Consider the following 16,050-nt stretch of genomic DNA (forward strand, 5'->3'; position numbering starts at 1 on the left):
CAACGAAAGCGCCTATCTTGTCCGACCGTCCCACCGTCTATGTCCTCTCCGGCCCCAATCTCAACCTGCTCGGCACGCGCGAGCCTGAAATTTATGGCCATGATACGCTCAACGACATCCATGCGCGGCTCGAGGCGCAGGCTGAAGGGCTCGGCCTCCGCCTCGAATGCCGGCAGACGAACCATGAGGGCGTGCTGATCGACTGGCTGCATGAGGCGTACATCAGCGGCGCGAAGGCGGTGCTGCTCAACGCCGGGGGCTATACGCACACGTCGGTGGCGCTGCACGACGCGATCAAGTCGATCAAGGTGCCGGTGATCGAGGTCCATCTGTCGGACCCGATGAAACGCGAATCCTTTCGTCATATCAGCTATGTCGGCATGGCGGCGGTGGCCCATTTTGCCGGGCATGGCGCAAACAGCTATACGCTGGCGCTGGACGCCGCCGCGTCTCTCTGACAAGAGGCGGCATCGAAAACAGGGGTCAGAGCGTCGGAGGGCTTCATCCTCTTGGGACGCCATAACAACAGGAAATATCTCATGGGTGACCATAATGACGATGGCATCAACATCGATCCGGCCTATGTTCGCGCGCTCGCCGAATTGCTCGACGATACCGGCCTCACCGAAATCGAGGTAGAGGACGGAACGCGCAAGGTCCGCGTCGCTCGCAAGGCAGCCGCGGTCGCGGCGCCCGTCGCTTATGCACCCGCGCCGGCCGCGCCCGCCGCAGCACCCGTCGCCGCTGCACCGGTAGCCGCCGCGCCCGTACCCGCCGCCGACAGCTTCGCCGATGCCGTGAAATCGCCGATGGTCGGCACTGTCTATCTCTCGCCCGAACCCGGCGCGGCCAATTTCGCCGCGATCGGTTCGGCGGTGAAGGAAGGCGAGACGATCCTGATCATCGAGGCGATGAAGGTCATGAACCCGATCGTCGCGCCGACGTCGGGCACGCTGAAGGCCGTGCATGTCGAGAACAGCCAGCCGGTCGAATTCGACCAGCCGCTGTTCACCATCGCCTGAGGCTCGCATGAGCATCGAAAAGCTTCTGATCGCTAACCGCGGCGAGATCGCGCTGCGCATCCACCGCGCGTGCCACGAAATGGGCATCAAGACCGTCGCGGTGCATTCGACCGCCGACGCCGACGCGATGCACGTGCGCCTCGCCGACGAGGCGGTGTGCATCGGCCCGCCGGCGGCGAAGGACAGCTATCTCAACATCCCCGCGATCATTTCGGCCGCCGAGGTCACCAACGCCAATGCGATCCATCCGGGTTACGGCTTCCTGTCCGAAAACGCCCGCTTCGCCGAGATCATCGAGGCGCATAATATCTGTTTCGTCGGGCCGAAGCCCGAGCATATCCGCACCATGGGCGACAAGGTCGAGGCGAAGCGCACCGCGGTCGCGCTGGGCCTGCCCGTCGTGCCGGGCTCGCCGGGCGCTGTGACCTTCAGCGAGGATACCAAGAAGCTCGCTGCGGCGATCGGCTATCCGGTGCTGATCAAGGCCGCGTCGGGCGGCGGCGGGCGCGGCATGAAGGTCGTGCCCGACGAGGACAGCCTCGAAAGCCTGATGGGCCAGGCGTCGTCGGAGGCCGCGGCGGCGTTCGGCGACCCGACCGTCTATATGGAAAAATATCTGGGTAACCCGCGCCATATCGAATTCCAGGTGTTCGGCGACGGGCAGGGCAATGCGATCCATCTCGGCGAGCGCGACTGCTCGCTCCAGCGCCGCCACCAGAAAGTGCTCGAAGAAGCCCCCTCGCCCGTGATCTCGGCCGAGGAACGCGCGCATATGGGCAAGGTGTGCGCCGACGCGATGGCCAAGATGCATTATCGCGGCGCGGGCACGATCGAATTCCTGTGGGAAAATGGCGAATTCTTCTTCATCGAGATGAACACGCGCATCCAGGTCGAGCATCCGGTGACCGAGATGATCACCGGTTTCGACCTCGTCCGCGAACAGATCCGCATCGCCGACGGCCGCGGCCTGTCGGTGCGGCAGGAAGACCTCGAATTCCGCGGCCACGCGATGGAATGCCGCATCAATGCCGAGGATCCGCGCACCTTTCTGCCCTCGCCGGGCAAGGTCACGCAATATCATCCCGCCGGTGGCATGCACGTCCGCGTCGATAGCGGGCTATACGCCGGCTATTCGATCCCGCCCTATTACGACAGCATGATCGGCAAGCTGATCGTCTATGGCCGCAGCCGCGAAAGCTGCATGATGCGGATGCGCCGCGCTCTCGAGGAGATGGTGGTGAGCGGCGTCAAGACCAATATTCCGCTGCACCAGGCCTTGCTCGCCGATCCCGATGTCATCAACGGCGACTATACGATCAAGTGGCTCGAAGAGTGGCTGGCGCGGCAGGATGAGGAAGCTTCGGCCTAACGCACGCCGCGCCCTCCCCTTCAGGGGAGGGCAGCGAGACTTGCGAACTTGTTCGTTAGTCGCAGCGGGTGGGGGCCAGCAGCCTCGCGGAAAACTCGCCAGCCCACCCCAACCCCTCCCCTGAAGGGGAGGGGCTTAAAGAGCGCCGAACTGTGCGCTGCATCACTTTAACTGGTGCGGTTTTTTGACTATAGCCCTTGGTCTATGATCAAAATCTCCCCCATCGCCGCCCCGCTGATCCTCCAGCTGGCGCTCGCCGCGAGCCCCGCGCTCGCCCAGACGACCAGCGTCAAGGAAGATTCGGTCGTCGTCCAGCCCGACAAGGTCGTCGACGACGCGCCGGTGGTCGAAAGCGCCGCCGAAGCCAATCTGCCGAGCTGGTCGAAGGCCAATGCCGAGGCGCTGCTGCGCGCGATCGAGGGCGCCGGCGCCGAGGGGCTGTTCGCCAGGGACTACAGTCCCGAAGGCCTCGCCGCAGCGATTATCGGTGACGACCAGGCGCATCTCGACCGCGTCGCGACCGACAGCTTCATGCTGCTCGCCACCCACCTGCGCGACGGCCGCACGCCCAATGCGGCGCGCAAGCAGTGGTTCATGACCGACAGCGACGCCGATCATATGCCGCTCGTCTCGATGCTGACTTCGGCGCTGGTCGCGGGGACGATCCCTGAGACGCTCGCCGGTTTCGCGCCGACGCACGCCAGTTTCGCAGCGTTGAAGGCCGCGCTCGCGACCGCCAAAACCCCGGCCGAGGCGAATGCGATCCGCGTCAACATGGAACGCTGGCGCTGGATGCCGCGCGACCTGGGCCCCACCTATATCGTCACCAACGTCCCCGAATATCTGACGCGCGTCATCTATGACGGGGTCAAGATCGGCGAGCACAAGGCGGTGGTCGGCAAGCCGGCGACCGCGACGCCGCAGCTCAACCCGATGGCGACGGGCGTCATCGTCAATCCGACCTGGACGCTGCCGCGCAGCATCATCAACGAGGGCATCGGATCGACGATCGCGAACAACCCCGCCTCGGCGCGTGCGCAGGGCTATACCTGGACGGGCAGCGGCAAGACGCTGTCGGTGGTGCAAAAGGCGGGGCCGGGCAATGCGCTGGGCATGATGAAGCTCGAGATGCTCAACCCGCACGCCATCTATCTCCACGACACGCCGTCGCAGGGCGCCTTCGCCGCGGCCGCGCGCGCGTTCAGCCATGGCTGCATCCGTACCGAAAAGGCGCTGAAATTTTCGGGGCTGATGACCGTGTGGTTCGCGGGCAAGACGCCCGAGGAATTCGGCGAAGCGATCGCCAGCGGCGAGACGACACGCTTCGGTTTCGAAAAGCCCTTCCCGGTCTATGTCGCCTATTGGACGATGATCCCGGGCGACAAGGGCGGGGTGAAGAAGCTCGCCGACATTTACGGCCGCGACGCGCCGGTGGTGGCGAGCTTCGCCAAGCCCGGCCGCCCCGCCGCGATCATGATCGCGCCGCCGGTCGTGCCGACGGTGGCGAGCGCGGCGGGCGGGGTCAGCGTGGGGAATTAAGAAACGATCCTCCCTGTCGCGAAGCGATGGGGAGGGGGACCGCCGCGAAGCGGTGGTGGAGGGGTTTCGACGCCAGCGCTATTACCCCTCCGTCAGCCCTTCGAGCTGCCACCTCCCCAACGCTTCGCGATGGGGAGGATCTGAAAAATCAATCCGCCGTCGTCGGAAAAACGCCCTGCTGCGCGCTCGTGCGCACCATATTCTCGGTCCCCGGCGCGGGGGTTCCGGGCAGCTCGAACGGCACCGGCGCCGGCGGGGGCAGGCTCAGCTTGTCGGCGAAGAGCAGGCGCCCCGGCCCCAGCTTGTAGAGGATCAGCGGCAGCAATTCCTCGCCGAACACGAAACAGCCCTCGCTGCGCCCCAGCTTGCCCTGCGTCGCGATCAGCGACGGTTCGGCGTACCAGGCGCCATGCACGACGATCGCGCGCGCATCGGCGTTATAATTGTCGGGTTCGAGCCCGGCGAGCCGCATCGACGACCCGTTGGCGCCCCAATAATAGTCGCTGGTGCGATAGGCGCCGCGCGAGCTCGCGAGGCTGCCGACGCGGTTCGAAAAGCTTTTGAGCCAGCCGTCGTGCTGCGGGTCTGACCCGCGGCCGTGGGTGACCGGGAACATGTCGACCTTGCCCGCGACCATGTCGACCAGCGCGAAGCGCGGGCGCGCCGAGGGCAGGCCGAAATCGACGATGCCGACGCGGTCGGTCTGCGATATGTTGCGCGACTGCAGCGCCAGCTGCGCCTTGGCGACGGCGACATAATCCACCGGCGGCGGCACAAAAGGCGCGGGCTGCTGGATCCAGCCCGGCAGCGTCTGTGCGCGCAACGTCGTCGCGGCAAAAGCGCCCGCGCCCGCCGCCGCGGCCAGCATCGATCGGCGATCGATCAATTTGTTCACGTGCAACCCAACCCCGTCTGTCGCCTCTGGCGATCCCTCGAACGGGCATTAGCCGCAGCTTCGCCCCGAAAGGCAAGCAGCTTCATCGTCGTCATACCGCGAGTTGTGGCATAATCGCCATGAACGGCGGGTTTACATCGCGACCGCGGGCGCGATAGAGCCGCGGGCATGAAAGCAACCATCTGGCACAACCCCGCCTGCGGCACCTCGCGCAAGACGCTCGCCGTCCTTCAGGAAACCCCCGGCGTCGAGCTGACCGTCGTCGAATATCTGAAGACGCCCTATGCGGCCGACAAGCTGCGCCAGCTGTTCGAAGCGGCGAATGTGAGCGCCCGCGACGCGCTTCGCCAGCGCGGTACCGACGCCGGCGAGCGCGGGGTCGCCGACTGGAGCGAGGATGCGATTATCGCCGCGATGGCGGCGAACCCGGCCTATGTCGAGCGACCCTTCGTCGAGACGGAGAAGGGCGTCAGGCTGTGCCGGCCGATGGAGAAGGTCTACGAGATTCTTTGAAGGCCGGTCGGGGATTGGCTTCGTCGTCGCGCCCGCGAAGGCGGGGGCCGCTGGCCGCCTTGCTCAGCGGCGCTGCGTAGACCAATAGCGGCCCCCGCCTTCGCGGGCGCGACGGTATAACCGTCCCCCCCCCCCCACACACAACAGTCGAGGGCGCCGGCCTTGCGACCGGCGCCCTCTCCATCACGTATGCGGGCGGAGGGGTCTCGGACCCGCACCCGTAACGGTTGCTCTGGCCGCTTGGCGGCAGTGATATTTGTCCCTTAGCGGCAGCGGTATTTATCCCTGTCGATCTCGCGGCCGAGCAGCGCGCCGCCCGCGGCGCCGAGCACGGTGCCGAGCAGCTTGTCGCCGTTGCCCGCGATCTCGTGGCCGGCGAGGCCGCCGACCGCGCCGCCGATCAGCAGACCGGTGGTGCCATTGTCCCTCTTGCAGCGATAACGGCCGTCCTCGCCGCGCCAGATGCGCGTGTTCGAATTGACGCGCTGGTCGGCATAATAGCGGCCGCGCTTCTTGCGCTTGTAAAAGCCGGTGTCCTGCTCGAGCTTGTAATAGCCCTCGCTCTTCGTCGGCGCGGCGGTGATGCCGGCATAGACCGGCGCCGTCGCGGTGACGCTGATCGCGGCAAAGGCGCCCAGCAGGCCCTTGGTGAGAATACGCATCGATAAGTCCTTTCCTGGTTCGGCGTCCCGACCCCGCACGGTGGCATCGGGCGCTACGGAGGGAGAACGACCCGATCGCAGCGGGCGTTGCATGAACGTCGGGCAACGAGACGAAGCGAGCCATATCGTCGATGAAGCGAGTGGCGCAAACAGCCCCCTTGCGGGACGCGGGACGCCGTGCGACACTCGGCCCATGCTCAACATCGGTTCGCTCATCATCGGCGTCATCGCGCTCATTTTCGCGGTTTTCGCCTTCATCCCCTTCCTCGGCTGGGCGAATTGGGTGATCATTCCCTTCGCGGTCGTCGGGCTCGCGCTCGGCGCGATGTCGGACCGGACGAGCGGGCGGAACCTCAATATCGTCGTCATCGTCATCGGCGTCATCCGCCTGATGCTCGGCGGCGGCATCATCTGATCCAGCAGCGGCTTCGACCATGGCACAGGCACCGGCCCCCGCGGGGAGCGATCAGGGCGGCTTGCCCTATGCGCTCGGCGCCTATGCGATCTGGGGCTTCGTCCCGCTCTTCTTCAAGCTGCTCACCACGGTGCCGCCGGTCGAGGTGCTGGCGCAGCGCATCGTCTGGTCGCTGCCGCTCTGCTTCCTCATCATGGCGTTCCGCCGCCAGATCGGCGAATATTTCGCCGCGCTGAAGGACTGGCGGGCGCTGCGGCTCTTGCTCGTCAGCTCGGTGCTGATCGCGGTCAACTGGCTCGTCTATATCTATGCGATCTTCACCGACCATGTGCTCGCCGCCAGCCTCGGCTACTATCTCAACCCGCTGATCAACGTGCTGCTCGGCATGATCTTCCTCGGCGAGCGGCTGTCGCGGCTGCAGGCGCTGGCGGTGACGATCGCCGGGGTCGGCGTCGCGATCCTGCTCGCGGGCGCGCTCGATACGCTGTGGATCAGCCTGACCCTGGCCTTCACCTTCGGCACCTATGGCCTGATCCGCAAGGTCGCGCCCGTCGGCTCATTGCCCGGGCTGGCGATCGAGACGACATTGCTGCTGCCGCTCTCGCTCGCGGCGGCGGTCTATTATGTCTGGCTCGGCGACGGGCGCGGTTTCGGCTCGGGCGCCGACATCAGCTGGCTGCTCGCCGCGGGCGGGGTGGTCACCGCGGTGCCGCTGCTGCTCTTCGCGACCGCGGCGCGCAAGATGAGCTATGCCGCGCTCGGCTTCGTCCAGTATCTGGCGCCGAGCATCGCCTTCCTGCTCAGCCTCTTCGTTTTCGACGAACCGCTCAAGCCCGCGCAGCTCGCCTGCTTCCTCCTGATCTGGACCAGCATCGCGGTGTTCAGCTTCGACATGTGGCGCAAGATGCGCGCCGACCGGATGATCGAGATCGCGTGAGCCGGTCCTTTTTTGGACTCGCACAAAGCCACGAAGCCACAAAGAGACCCATCCCAATCCCGTTTGTGCTGAGCTTGTCGAAGCACTGTCCTTCTTTTTTGCTCAAAGAGAAGAACGGCCCTTCGACAAGCTCAGGGCGAACGGGGAAAAGGCCCCTTTGTGGCTTCGTGGCTTTGTGCGAAAAAATTCAAGCCAGCCGCCAGCCTAGCGTTTCGCCGGCGTGAAAGGGCACGACCTCGCCGCACCGCTCCGGCACCACCGTCGCGCCGCGTTCGAGCGTGATCGTGCCGCCATTGAGCGGCAGGCCATAGAAATTCGGGCCATGCTCGCTCGCGAAACCCTCGAACTTGTCGAGCGCGCCTTCCTCATCGAACACGGCGATGTAGCTTTCGAGCGCGAAGGGCGCGTTGAAGATGCCCGCGCAGCCGCAGGCGGCTTCCTTGGTGTGCACCGCGTGCGGCGCGCTGTCGGTGCCGAGGAAGAATTTGGGCGAGCCCGAGACCGCCGCGGCGCGCACAGCGAGCCTATGCTGCTCGCGCTTGGCGACGGGCAGGCAGTAAGCGTGCGGCCGGATGCCGCCGACGAGCATCGCGTTGCGGTTGATGTGGAGGTGCTGCGGCGTGATCGTCGCCGCGACATTGGCGGGCGCCGCCTTGACGAAATCGACCGCTTCCGACGTCGTGATATGCTCGAAGACGATCTTGAGGCTCGGCAGGCCCTGCACCAGCCCTTTCAGCGTGCGCTCGATGAACACCGCCTCGCGGTCGAAGATGTCGACGTCATGGTCGGTGACCTCGCCGTGGATCAGCAGCGGCATGCCGATCTCGGCCATGCGTTCGAGCACGGGCATGATCTTGCCGATGTCGGTGACGCCGTGCGCGCTGCCGGTGGTCGCGTGTGCGGGATAGAGCTTGGCGGCGGTGAACACGCCCTCGCTGTGCCCGCGCGCCATTTCGTCGGGATCGCTGTCGTCGGTGAGGTAGGCGACGATCAGCGGAGTAAAATCCATGCCCGGCACCGCGGCGCGGATGCGGTCGCGATAGGCGGCGCCTTCCCTCGCGGTCGTCACCGGCGGCGACAGGTTCGGCATGATGATCGCGCGCGCGAACTGCGCCGCGGTATATTTCGCGACCGCATCGAGCATCGGGCCGTCGCGCAGGTGGACGTGCCAGTCGTCGGGGCGGCGGATGGTCAGGCGGTCGGTCATATCAATCTCCCCCTCCCCTGAAGGCGAGGGGCTTTAAGTTGGCTCATGCGCTCCCTATTGTCGGTGCATGGCCAACACAACCCTTCACGACCGCGCGCTCATCCGTCTGTCGGGCGACGACGTCCGCGGCTTCCTGCAGGGGCTGGTAACCAACGATGTCTCGGGGAACCTGCCCGTGTGGGCGGCGCTGCTGACCGCGCAGGGAAAGGCGCTGTTCGATTTCCTGATCTGGGGTGACGATGCGGATGTGCTGATCGACTGCGAGCGCGCCGCCGCGGCCGACCTGACCAGGCGCTTGACGCTCTACCGCCTGCGCCGCGCGATCACCATCGCGCTCGAGGAGGGGCTTGCGGTGCATTGGGCGAAGCAAGGCGATCTCGGCGCCGTCGACCCGCGCCTCGCCGAACTCGGCCAGCGCTGGCTCGCCCCCGCCGACGAGAGCCAGGGCGCCGATGCCGAATGGCGCGCGCATCGCCTCGCGCTCGGCGTCACCGAGGGCCGCGCCGAGCTCGGCGACGGCACGACCTTGTGGCTCGAATGCAATGCCGCCGAATTATACGGCGTCAGCTTCACCAAAGGCTGCTATGTCGGACAGGAGAATACCGCGCGGATGAACTGGCGGCAGAAGGTCAATCGGCGGCTCGTCGTCGTGCCGCTCGCCGAGGCCGATGAAAAACGCCAGATTATCGGCTATGAAGATCTCGGCCTGTCGGTCGAGCATCGGCGGGTCGAGTCGATCGATCCGGCCAGCGCGCCGGACTGGATGCGCGAAGGGCTGGGGGTCGATTCATGACAGGTGCAGGCTTTTCTGCTAGGCTGACCGCCATGTTTGCGAAGCTGATGCCGTCGGCGTTCGTCGCCGCTTTCGCCCTGGCCGCGCCTGCCCATGCGGCGCCGGCCTCGCTGTTGCCCGTCGAAGCCGAGGCGGCGTCGCCCGCATCGCCGCTCGCGCCGCTCGCCGCCGATTCGGTGTGGACGCCGCGGTTCGAAGCGGCGGCCGCCGAACTCGTCGCGGCGCTGCGATCGCGCGACGAGGCGCGCTGGGGGCCGATGCTCGGCGGCCAGTGGCTCGCCGCCGCCGACCGCGCCCGCGTCCGGGGCCTGCTCGCCGATCCGCACAGTCCGTTCCGGCACGCGCTCTTCGCGCGCGGCTTTACCCATCAGCGCATCCTCGGCTGGAGCGCGCCCGCGTCGCTGGATGCCGGCGAACGCGCGGCGATCGAAGCGGGACCGCAGGCCGAGGCGCTGGTCTGCTGGTCGGGCGGCAGCAACGGCGATGGCCCCTGGCCCGCGACAGCGCGCGACGCCGGCAACGACGCGGGACGCTATGCCTGCGCGCGTATCGTATTCAATATGCGCGGCGAGACGCCGGGCTGGCGCGCGTTCATCGAGCAGCCGGCGGCGGGGCGATCCTGACCCGCGCTTAACGCAAAACCAAGGATATGGGGCGAGGATAGGGCGATGCTGGGGCGTTTCATCCTGTTGGTCGCGGTGATCGCGGCGATATCGGTCGGCGTGGCCGGGGTGGCGATTCGCTCGACCGATCCGCAGCGCGACGCACTGGCGTCGACGGTGTCCGGCGACCATGGGAATTTCACCACCAGCGAACGCGTCGAGCGCGGGACACCGACGTCGGCATCGCTATCGTCGTCGGGCGAGGTCCGCCTCGGCCGTGCGGGCGATTCGCATTTCTATGCCGACGCCAATGTCGACGGCACCAATATCCGCATGCTGGTCGACAGCGGCGCCTCGGTCGTCGCGCTGACGCGCCGCGATGCCGAGGCGATCGGGATCGACGTCGACAGCCTGCCCGTCGCGGGCACCGCGCGCACCGCCGGCGGCGACGTCCCGATGCGCCGCGTCATGCTCGACAGCGTCGACATCGACGGCATCGAGGTGCGCCGCGTCGAGGCCGCGGTGGTCGACGCCGACATGGGGGTGTCGCTGCTCGGGCAAAGCTATCTCGCCAAACTCGATGCGGTGAATGTCGAAGGCGATACGATGACGCTGCGCTAGCGGCTCCTCCCCCTGTGGGGGAGGGGGGCCACCCGAAGGGTGGTGGAGGGGCACAGGAGATCGTGTGCCGCGCTCGACTGCACGTGCCCCTCCACCATGCTTCGCATGGTCCCCCTCCCCGTGCCGGGGAGGATCGCTACCCTTGCCAATCCCGTCGGCTTTGCCCAAATGGCAACCCATGAACGCTCCCAATCCGCCGCTGCGTGCCGCCATCGTCCCCGTCACCGCCTTCCAGCAGAATTGCACCCTGCTGTGGTGCACCGAGACCAACAAGGCGGCCTTCGTCGACCCCGGCGGCGATCTCGACAAGCTGCGCGAGGCGGTGCGCCAGACGGGGGTCGAGGTCGAGAAGATCCTCGTCACCCACGGCCATATGGACCATTGCGGCATGGCGGGCGTGCTCGCGAAGGAACTCGGCGTGCCGATCGAGGGGCCGCACGAGGACGACCGCTTCTGGATCGAGGGGCTGGCGACCGCGGGCGAGCGCTTCGGCATGGAGGGCGAGCCCTTCGAGCCCGACCGCTGGCTGGTCGACGGCGACACGGTGACCGTCGGCAACCTCAGCATCGATGTCATCCATTGCCCCGGGCACACACCGGGCCATGTCGTCTTCCACCACGAGCCCTCGAAGCTCGCGATCGTCGGCGACGTCCTGTTCCAGGGCTCGATCGGCCGCACCGACTTCCCGCGCGGCAACCACCAGCAACTGCTCGATTCGATCACGCAGAAGCTTTGGCCGCTCGGCGACGACACGGTGTTCCTGCCGGGGCATGGCCCGCACAGCAAATTCGGCCAGGAACGGCGCACCAACCCCTATGTCAGTGACATGGCGATGGGCGCCTGACGGTCTCCCTCCCGCTTGCGGGAGGGGTTAGGGGAGGGCATGTGACCTCTCCCGTCCGGCACATCGGAAACACATCCTCCCCCGACCCCTCCCGCAAGCGGGAGGGGAGGATCATCCCTATTTGTCGACGACCACCGTCTCGGTCGCCGTCGACGTGATGTTGGTCGGCGTCGCATAGACAGTGAACAGCGCAAAGCCCGCCAGCCCGAGCTGGACCAGCATCGTGATCGTCGTGCCGGCCATGCGGCCCCACATCATCCCGTCCATGCCGATTGCGTGCAGGATGCGCCCGACCAGATAGAGCGCGCCGACGGCCCACAGCCAGGTCGACGAGCCGGCGGCGAGTTCGACCAGCGCGAGCAGGATCAGCACGAAGGCGCTATTCTCGACGAAATTGCTGTGCGCGCGCATGCGGCGCGTCACGCGCTCGTTGCCGCCGTCGCCGACCCAGACCTTCTCCTGCCCGCGTACGCGCCCGACGCGCATCGAAAGCCACAGGTTGAGCAGTGCCGCCCCCGCGGCGATCGTCAGGCTGATCGGCAATATCGTCATTTTGCTTCCCCATTATATTGGCCGCAGCCGTAAAGGCCCGGCGGTGGCCGACATGTGGCATTCCCGCGCCCGGGCGGCAAGCGCCGCTCGGGGCTTGCCTTTGCGAGCAAAAACGCTATAGCCCCGCCCGATCCGGCACCCGACACCATCTGGCGTTGAGGCACCTTCCGGCGGAAGATTTTCTTGTCATTTCAAGGCAGGACGGGCTTCGGCACGGCGGGCGGGCCAGTCATTCCCGGCGACGGGGGCGACAAATCCGGGTAGCCGATTCGTATAAACGTCTAAATATGCAGGAAATATCATGGCCGTCCCCAAGCGAAAAACTTCGCCCTCGAAGCGCGGCATGCGTCGCAGCCACGACAGCCTGAAGGTCGAAGCCTATCAGGAATGCCCGAACTGCGGCGAGCTCAAGCGCCCGCACAACCTCTGCAACGCCTGTGGCCACTATAACGGCCGCGAAGTCGTGTCGGTCGGCGCCTAAGCCTTAACCGGAAAGCGTTCGGATGAGCCTCACACCGCGAATCGCGATCGATGCGATGGGCGGTGACGTCGGCGTGCGCGTGATGCTCGCCGGCGCCGCGATGGCGCGCCACCAGCACGACGGCTTGCGCTTTCTGCTCGTCGGCGACGAGGTGCAGATCAAGGCGGCGCTTGAAAACCACCCGAACCTGCGCGCGGCGTCGGACATCATCCACACCGACGGCGTGGTGTCGGGCGAGGATAAGGTCAGCCAGGCGCTGCGCAAGGCGAAGACCAGCTCGATGGGGCTGGCGATCGACGCGGTGAAACGCGGCGATGCCGGCGGTGCGCTGTCGGCGGGCAACACCGGCGCGCTGATGGCGATGGCCAAGCTCGCGCTGCGCACGATGCCGGGGATCGACCGGCCGGCGCTCGCGGCGCTGCTGCCGACGCTCGGTGCCAATGATGTCGTGATGCTCGACCTTGGCGCCAACACCGATTGCGATGCGAACAACCTCACGCAGTTCGCAGTCATGGGTGCGGCCTATGCGCGCACGGTGATGGGGCTCGAGCGCCCGCGCGTCGCGCTGCTCAACATCGGCACCGAAGAGCTCAAGGGCACCGACGAAATCCGTCAGGCGGCCGCGCTGCTGCGCGCGGCGACGCACCTGCCGATGGAATTCGCGGGCTTCATCGAGGGCGACAAATTGTCGCGCGGCGACGTCGATGTTGTCGTCCACGACGGATTTTCGGGCAATATCGCGCTGAAGACGATCGAGGGCACCGCGCGCTTCGTCACCGACCTGCTCCGCCGCGCCTTCACTTCGTCGACGCGCTCGAAGATCGGCTTCCTGATCTCGCGCCCCGCGACCGAGCTGCTGCGCCACCATCTCGACCCGAACAACCACAATGGCGCGGTGTTCCTCGGCCTCAACGGCGTCGTGCTCAAGAGCCACGGCAGCGCCAACGACAAGGGCGTCGCTAACGCCGTCCATGTGTGCGCCGAACTGGTCGAAAAGGACATCACGCGCCAGGTGACCGAGGATCTCGCCAATTTCCGCCGGGACACCGCGGCATGACCCTGCGCGCGATTCTCGCGGGCACCGGTTCGGCGCTGCCGCGCACGCGCGTGTCGAACGCCGAGCTGGCGGAGCGCGTCGACACCAGCGACGAATGGATCGTCGAGCGCACCGGCATCCGCTTCCGGCACATCGCCGAGCCTGACGAGACGACCGCGACCCTGGGCGCCGACGCCGCGAAGCAGGCGCTGGCGGCTGCAGGGCTCGAACCCGCCGACATCGGGCTGATCATCGTCGCGACCGCGACCCCCGATAATACCTTTCCGGCGAGCGCGACCAAGGTGCAGGCGATCCTCGGCGCGCCCGACTGCATCGCCTTCGACGTCGCGGCGGTCTGTTCGGGCTTTCTCTACGCCGTGTCGGTCGCCGACTCGATGCTGCGCACGGGTGCTGCGAAGCACGCGCTGGTGATCGGCAGTGAAACCTTCAGCCGCATCCTCGACTGGGAGGATCGCACGACCTGCGTCCTCTTCGGCGACGGCGCGGGCGCGGTGGTGCTGTCGGCGGAAGACGTAGCGGACGACCGCGGCATCCTCGCGACCCGGCTCCATGCCGAGGGCAAATATTGCGACATGCTCTATGTCGACGGCGGCCCCTCGACCACCGGCACCGTCGGGCATGTCCGCATGCAGGGGCGCGAAGTGTTCCGCCACGCGGTGACCAATCTCGCCTCGGTGCTCGGCGAGGTGATGGCCGATGTCGGGCTGTCGGCCGACCAGATCGACTGGGTCGTCCCGCACCAGGCGAACAAGCGCATCATCGACGCGACCGCCAAAAAGCTGGGACTTCCCGCCGAGCGCGTCGTGCTGACGGTCGACCAGCACGCCAATACGTCGGCGGCTTCCGTTCCCTTGGCGCTCGACCTCGCGGTCCGCGACGGGCGTATCAAGCGCGGCGATCTGGTCGTGCTCGAGGCGATGGGCGGCGGCTTCACCTGGGGCGCGGCGGTCCTGCGCGTCTGACAAAGCGCTCGCCGCTTTAACTCCTCGCTCCATCCGTTTCAGTTTGGCGGATTAATTCGCTTTTGTTACATATCGTGTCAGGGACTCGCAGCGGTGGGGGACCGGCGGGACCCGATCGGGCATTTGCTTCGTCAGGGGAGGGACTAGGATGGCAGCAGGCACGCTCACCCGCGCAGACATCGCGGCGCGGATCAACCATCAGATCGGATTGTCGCGCAACGAGTCGGCGACCATCGTCGAATCGATCCTCGACCATATGTCCGACGCACTGGCCGACGGCCAGAATGTGAAGATTTCGGGCTTCGGTACCTTCGTGCTGCGCGACAAGGCGCAGCGCATCGGCCGCAATCCGAAGACCGGCGTCGAGGTTCCGATCCTGCCGCGACGGGTGATGACCTTTCGCGCCAGCCAGTCGATGCGCGGCCGCGTCGCGGGCGGCTAAGCATGCAGGACGATGACGGCGGCAAGGCCGACGGCGCCATGCTCGCAATCGGCGAGCTGGCGAACCGCATCGGCGTGCCCACCCATGTTCTGCGCTATTGGGAAACGCGCTTTCCCGAGCTGAAACCGCTGCAGCGCTCGGGGCGCCGACGCTATTACCGCGCCGAGGATGTCGCGCTCGCCGAGCAGATCCACGAGCTGCTCCATGTGAAGGGCTATACGGTCGAGGGCGCGCGCAAGGCGCTGACCGGCAAGGACGATGGTGCGGCCCGCGCGCCGTTGACGCGCGAAGAGCTCGATCCGCAGGCGGCGCCCGCATCGGCGCCGTGGCGCGAACCGGGGGTGCCGGTCGCAGACCTCATCGAACTGCGCCAGCGGCTGGCGAAAGCGATCGGAGTGCTGATCTGAATAATCCTCCCTGTCGCGAAGCGATGGGGAGGGGGACCGCCGCGAAGCGGTGGTGGAGGGGTCGGCGCACCAAGGCCCCTCCGTCAGCGCTTCGCGCTGCCACCTCCCCATGGCCTCCGGCCACAGGGAGGATTTCTCACTCAATCCATCGCCGGACCCAGCGTCGGGTCCAGGTCGCGTGGGCGGATGAAGTTCACGATCCGCGCCTGTTTCACGTCGAGGCCGTGCCAGTCGGCGATGTCGATCTCCAGCCGCGCCATCGCCGATGTCGGCAATTTTTCCTCGACCCGGGCGCGGAGGTCGCCGCCGTCGCTTTCGGGCACCAGCTCGAGGATCAGATCCTCGAGCCCCGGATTATGCCCCGCAATCAGCAGATGCTGCGCCTCGCGCCCGGTGTCGCGGATCGTGTCGATCAGCGTCGCCGCCGAGGCGAGGTAGATGCGCCGGTCCCAATGCGGCTCGATCGCATCGAGATTCGCCGCGGGCTGGAAGATGTCGAGCGTCTCGGTCACGCGCACCGCGGGCGAGGCGATGATGCGGTCGATGGGCAGGCCCTGACGCTTTAGATATTGCCCTATCAGTTCGGCGCCGCGCCGGCCGCGGGCGTTGATCGGACGGTCGAAATCGCGCTCGACGGGGGCATCCCAGCCCGATTTGGCATGGCGCAGGATCGTCAGCGTCTTCAAAATCTCTCCCCGCGCGCCCCGCGCTTTTCCCCGTGATCGCTGGC

21 protein-coding genes are annotated in these 16,050 nt (G+C 66.7%); 16 read left to right on the forward strand and 5 right to left on the reverse strand.

What is annotated here, in order from left to right:
- Positions 1–17: 17 nt before the first annotated feature.
- From AC1RNQ_RS09500 to AC1RNQ_RS09515, 4 genes are all read left to right on the forward strand, one after another.
- Positions 18–458: a type II 3-dehydroquinate dehydratase gene (locus AC1RNQ_RS09500; RefSeq protein ID WP_493170777.1), complete on the forward strand. Its 441-nt coding sequence runs from the start codon at positions 18–20 to the stop codon at positions 456–458.
- 81 nt (positions 459–539) lie between these two features.
- Positions 540–1,022 carry an acetyl-CoA carboxylase biotin carboxyl carrier protein gene (accB, locus tag AC1RNQ_RS09505; protein ID WP_493170779.1) on the forward strand — a complete coding sequence of 161 codons (483 nt, stop codon included), beginning with the start codon at positions 540–542 and terminating at the stop codon, positions 1,020–1,022.
- A gap of 7 nt (positions 1,023–1,029) precedes the next feature.
- Positions 1,030–2,391: an acetyl-CoA carboxylase biotin carboxylase subunit gene (gene accC / locus AC1RNQ_RS09510; RefSeq protein WP_493170780.1), complete on the forward strand. Its 1,362-nt coding sequence runs from the start codon at positions 1,030–1,032 to the stop codon at positions 2,389–2,391.
- A gap of 204 nt (positions 2,392–2,595) precedes the next feature.
- Positions 2,596–3,930 carry a L,D-transpeptidase family protein gene (locus AC1RNQ_RS09515; RefSeq protein WP_493170782.1) on the forward strand — a complete coding sequence of 445 codons (1,335 nt, stop codon included), beginning with the start codon at positions 2,596–2,598 and terminating at the stop codon, positions 3,928–3,930.
- A 148-nt stretch (positions 3,931–4,078) separates the two neighbouring features.
- Here AC1RNQ_RS09515 and AC1RNQ_RS09520 read toward each other — a convergent pair whose 3' ends face one another.
- Positions 4,079–4,825, reverse strand: coding sequence for a murein L,D-transpeptidase catalytic domain family protein (locus AC1RNQ_RS09520; RefSeq protein WP_493170784.1), 747 nt, complete (start codon positions 4,823–4,825; stop codon positions 4,079–4,081).
- A gap of 168 nt (positions 4,826–4,993) precedes the next feature.
- Between AC1RNQ_RS09520 and AC1RNQ_RS09525 the strand changes: the two genes are divergently transcribed.
- Complete coding sequence (locus AC1RNQ_RS09525; RefSeq protein ID WP_493170785.1) at positions 4,994–5,338, forward strand: arsenate reductase family protein; 345 nt, start codon at positions 4,994–4,996, stop codon at positions 5,336–5,338.
- 263 nt (positions 5,339–5,601) lie between these two features.
- Here the strand turns inward: AC1RNQ_RS09525 and AC1RNQ_RS09530 are convergent, their stop codons facing one another.
- Entirely contained in the window at positions 5,602–6,000 is a 399-nt protein-coding gene (locus AC1RNQ_RS09530; RefSeq protein ID WP_493170787.1) for a glycine zipper 2TM domain-containing protein, read from the reverse strand.
- Between the two features lie 193 nt (positions 6,001–6,193).
- Here AC1RNQ_RS09530 and AC1RNQ_RS09535 point away from each other — a divergent pair, with 193 nt between their 5' ends.
- The gene (locus AC1RNQ_RS09535) at positions 6,194–6,415 is read left to right on the forward strand and encodes a hypothetical protein (RefSeq protein WP_493170789.1); all 222 of its coding nucleotides are present in this window, start codon (positions 6,194–6,196) and stop codon (positions 6,413–6,415) included.
- 19 nt (positions 6,416–6,434) lie between these two features.
- Positions 6,435–7,352 carry an EamA family transporter RarD gene (rarD, locus tag AC1RNQ_RS09540; RefSeq protein ID WP_493170790.1) on the forward strand — a complete coding sequence of 306 codons (918 nt, stop codon included), beginning with the start codon at positions 6,435–6,437 and terminating at the stop codon, positions 7,350–7,352.
- A gap of 187 nt (positions 7,353–7,539) precedes the next feature.
- Here the strand turns inward: rarD and pyrC are convergent, their stop codons facing one another.
- The gene (pyrC, locus tag AC1RNQ_RS09545) at positions 7,540–8,559 is read right to left on the reverse strand and encodes a dihydroorotase (RefSeq protein ID WP_493170792.1); all 1,020 of its coding nucleotides are present in this window, start codon (positions 8,557–8,559) and stop codon (positions 7,540–7,542) included.
- A gap of 67 nt (positions 8,560–8,626) precedes the next feature.
- Here pyrC and ygfZ point away from each other — a divergent pair, with 67 nt between their 5' ends.
- The 4 genes from ygfZ (at position 8,627) to AC1RNQ_RS09565 (ending at position 11,419) form a co-directional block, all read left to right on the forward strand.
- Positions 8,627–9,352 (forward strand): CAF17-like 4Fe-4S cluster assembly/insertion protein YgfZ, encoded by a 726-nt coding sequence (ygfZ, locus tag AC1RNQ_RS09550; RefSeq protein WP_493170794.1) that lies wholly within the window; start codon positions 8,627–8,629, stop codon positions 9,350–9,352.
- Between the two features lie 32 nt (positions 9,353–9,384).
- Complete coding sequence (locus AC1RNQ_RS09555) at positions 9,385–9,975, forward strand: hypothetical protein (RefSeq protein ID WP_493170796.1); 591 nt, start codon at positions 9,385–9,387, stop codon at positions 9,973–9,975.
- A gap of 45 nt (positions 9,976–10,020) precedes the next feature.
- Complete coding sequence (locus tag AC1RNQ_RS09560) at positions 10,021–10,575, forward strand: retropepsin-like aspartic protease family protein (RefSeq protein ID WP_493170798.1); 555 nt, start codon at positions 10,021–10,023, stop codon at positions 10,573–10,575.
- A 178-nt stretch (positions 10,576–10,753) separates the two neighbouring features.
- The gene (locus AC1RNQ_RS09565; RefSeq protein WP_493170799.1) at positions 10,754–11,419 is read left to right on the forward strand and encodes an MBL fold metallo-hydrolase; all 666 of its coding nucleotides are present in this window, start codon (positions 10,754–10,756) and stop codon (positions 11,417–11,419) included.
- A gap of 117 nt (positions 11,420–11,536) precedes the next feature.
- Here AC1RNQ_RS09565 and AC1RNQ_RS09570 read toward each other — a convergent pair whose 3' ends face one another.
- Positions 11,537–11,971, reverse strand: coding sequence for an MAPEG family protein (locus AC1RNQ_RS09570; RefSeq protein ID WP_493170800.1), 435 nt, complete (start codon positions 11,969–11,971; stop codon positions 11,537–11,539).
- A 301-nt stretch (positions 11,972–12,272) separates the two neighbouring features.
- Here AC1RNQ_RS09570 and rpmF point away from each other — a divergent pair, with 301 nt between their 5' ends.
- The 5 genes from rpmF (at position 12,273) to AC1RNQ_RS09595 (ending at position 15,320) form a co-directional block, all read left to right on the forward strand.
- Positions 12,273–12,452 carry a 50S ribosomal protein L32 gene (gene rpmF, locus AC1RNQ_RS09575; protein WP_056348227.1) on the forward strand — a complete coding sequence of 60 codons (180 nt, stop codon included), beginning with the start codon at positions 12,273–12,275 and terminating at the stop codon, positions 12,450–12,452.
- Positions 12,453–12,474: 22 nt separating this feature from the next.
- Positions 12,475–13,509, forward strand: a complete 1,035-nt coding sequence (gene plsX, locus AC1RNQ_RS09580; protein ID WP_493170802.1) for a phosphate acyltransferase PlsX — start codon at positions 12,475–12,477, stop codon at positions 13,507–13,509.
- Positions 13,506–14,471 (forward strand): beta-ketoacyl-ACP synthase III, encoded by a 966-nt coding sequence (locus AC1RNQ_RS09585; protein ID WP_493170803.1) that lies wholly within the window; start codon positions 13,506–13,508, stop codon positions 14,469–14,471. The genes plsX and AC1RNQ_RS09585 overlap by 4 nt, the downstream gene beginning before the upstream one ends.
- 148 nt (positions 14,472–14,619) lie before the next feature.
- Positions 14,620–14,913, forward strand: a complete 294-nt coding sequence (locus AC1RNQ_RS09590; RefSeq protein ID WP_493170806.1) for an integration host factor subunit alpha — start codon at positions 14,620–14,622, stop codon at positions 14,911–14,913.
- A gap of 2 nt (positions 14,914–14,915) precedes the next feature.
- The gene (locus tag AC1RNQ_RS09595) at positions 14,916–15,320 is read left to right on the forward strand and encodes a MerR family transcriptional regulator (RefSeq protein WP_493170808.1); all 405 of its coding nucleotides are present in this window, start codon (positions 14,916–14,918) and stop codon (positions 15,318–15,320) included.
- Between the two features lie 140 nt (positions 15,321–15,460).
- On the opposite strand, the gene AC1RNQ_RS09600 is transcribed toward AC1RNQ_RS09595, so the two are convergent.
- The gene (locus AC1RNQ_RS09600) at positions 15,461–16,006 is read right to left on the reverse strand and encodes a SixA phosphatase family protein (RefSeq protein ID WP_493170810.1); all 546 of its coding nucleotides are present in this window, start codon (positions 16,004–16,006) and stop codon (positions 15,461–15,463) included.
- Positions 16,007–16,050 lie beyond the last annotated feature (44 nt).

The organism is Sphingopyxis sp. GW821-FHT12F08 (assembly GCF_058806755.1).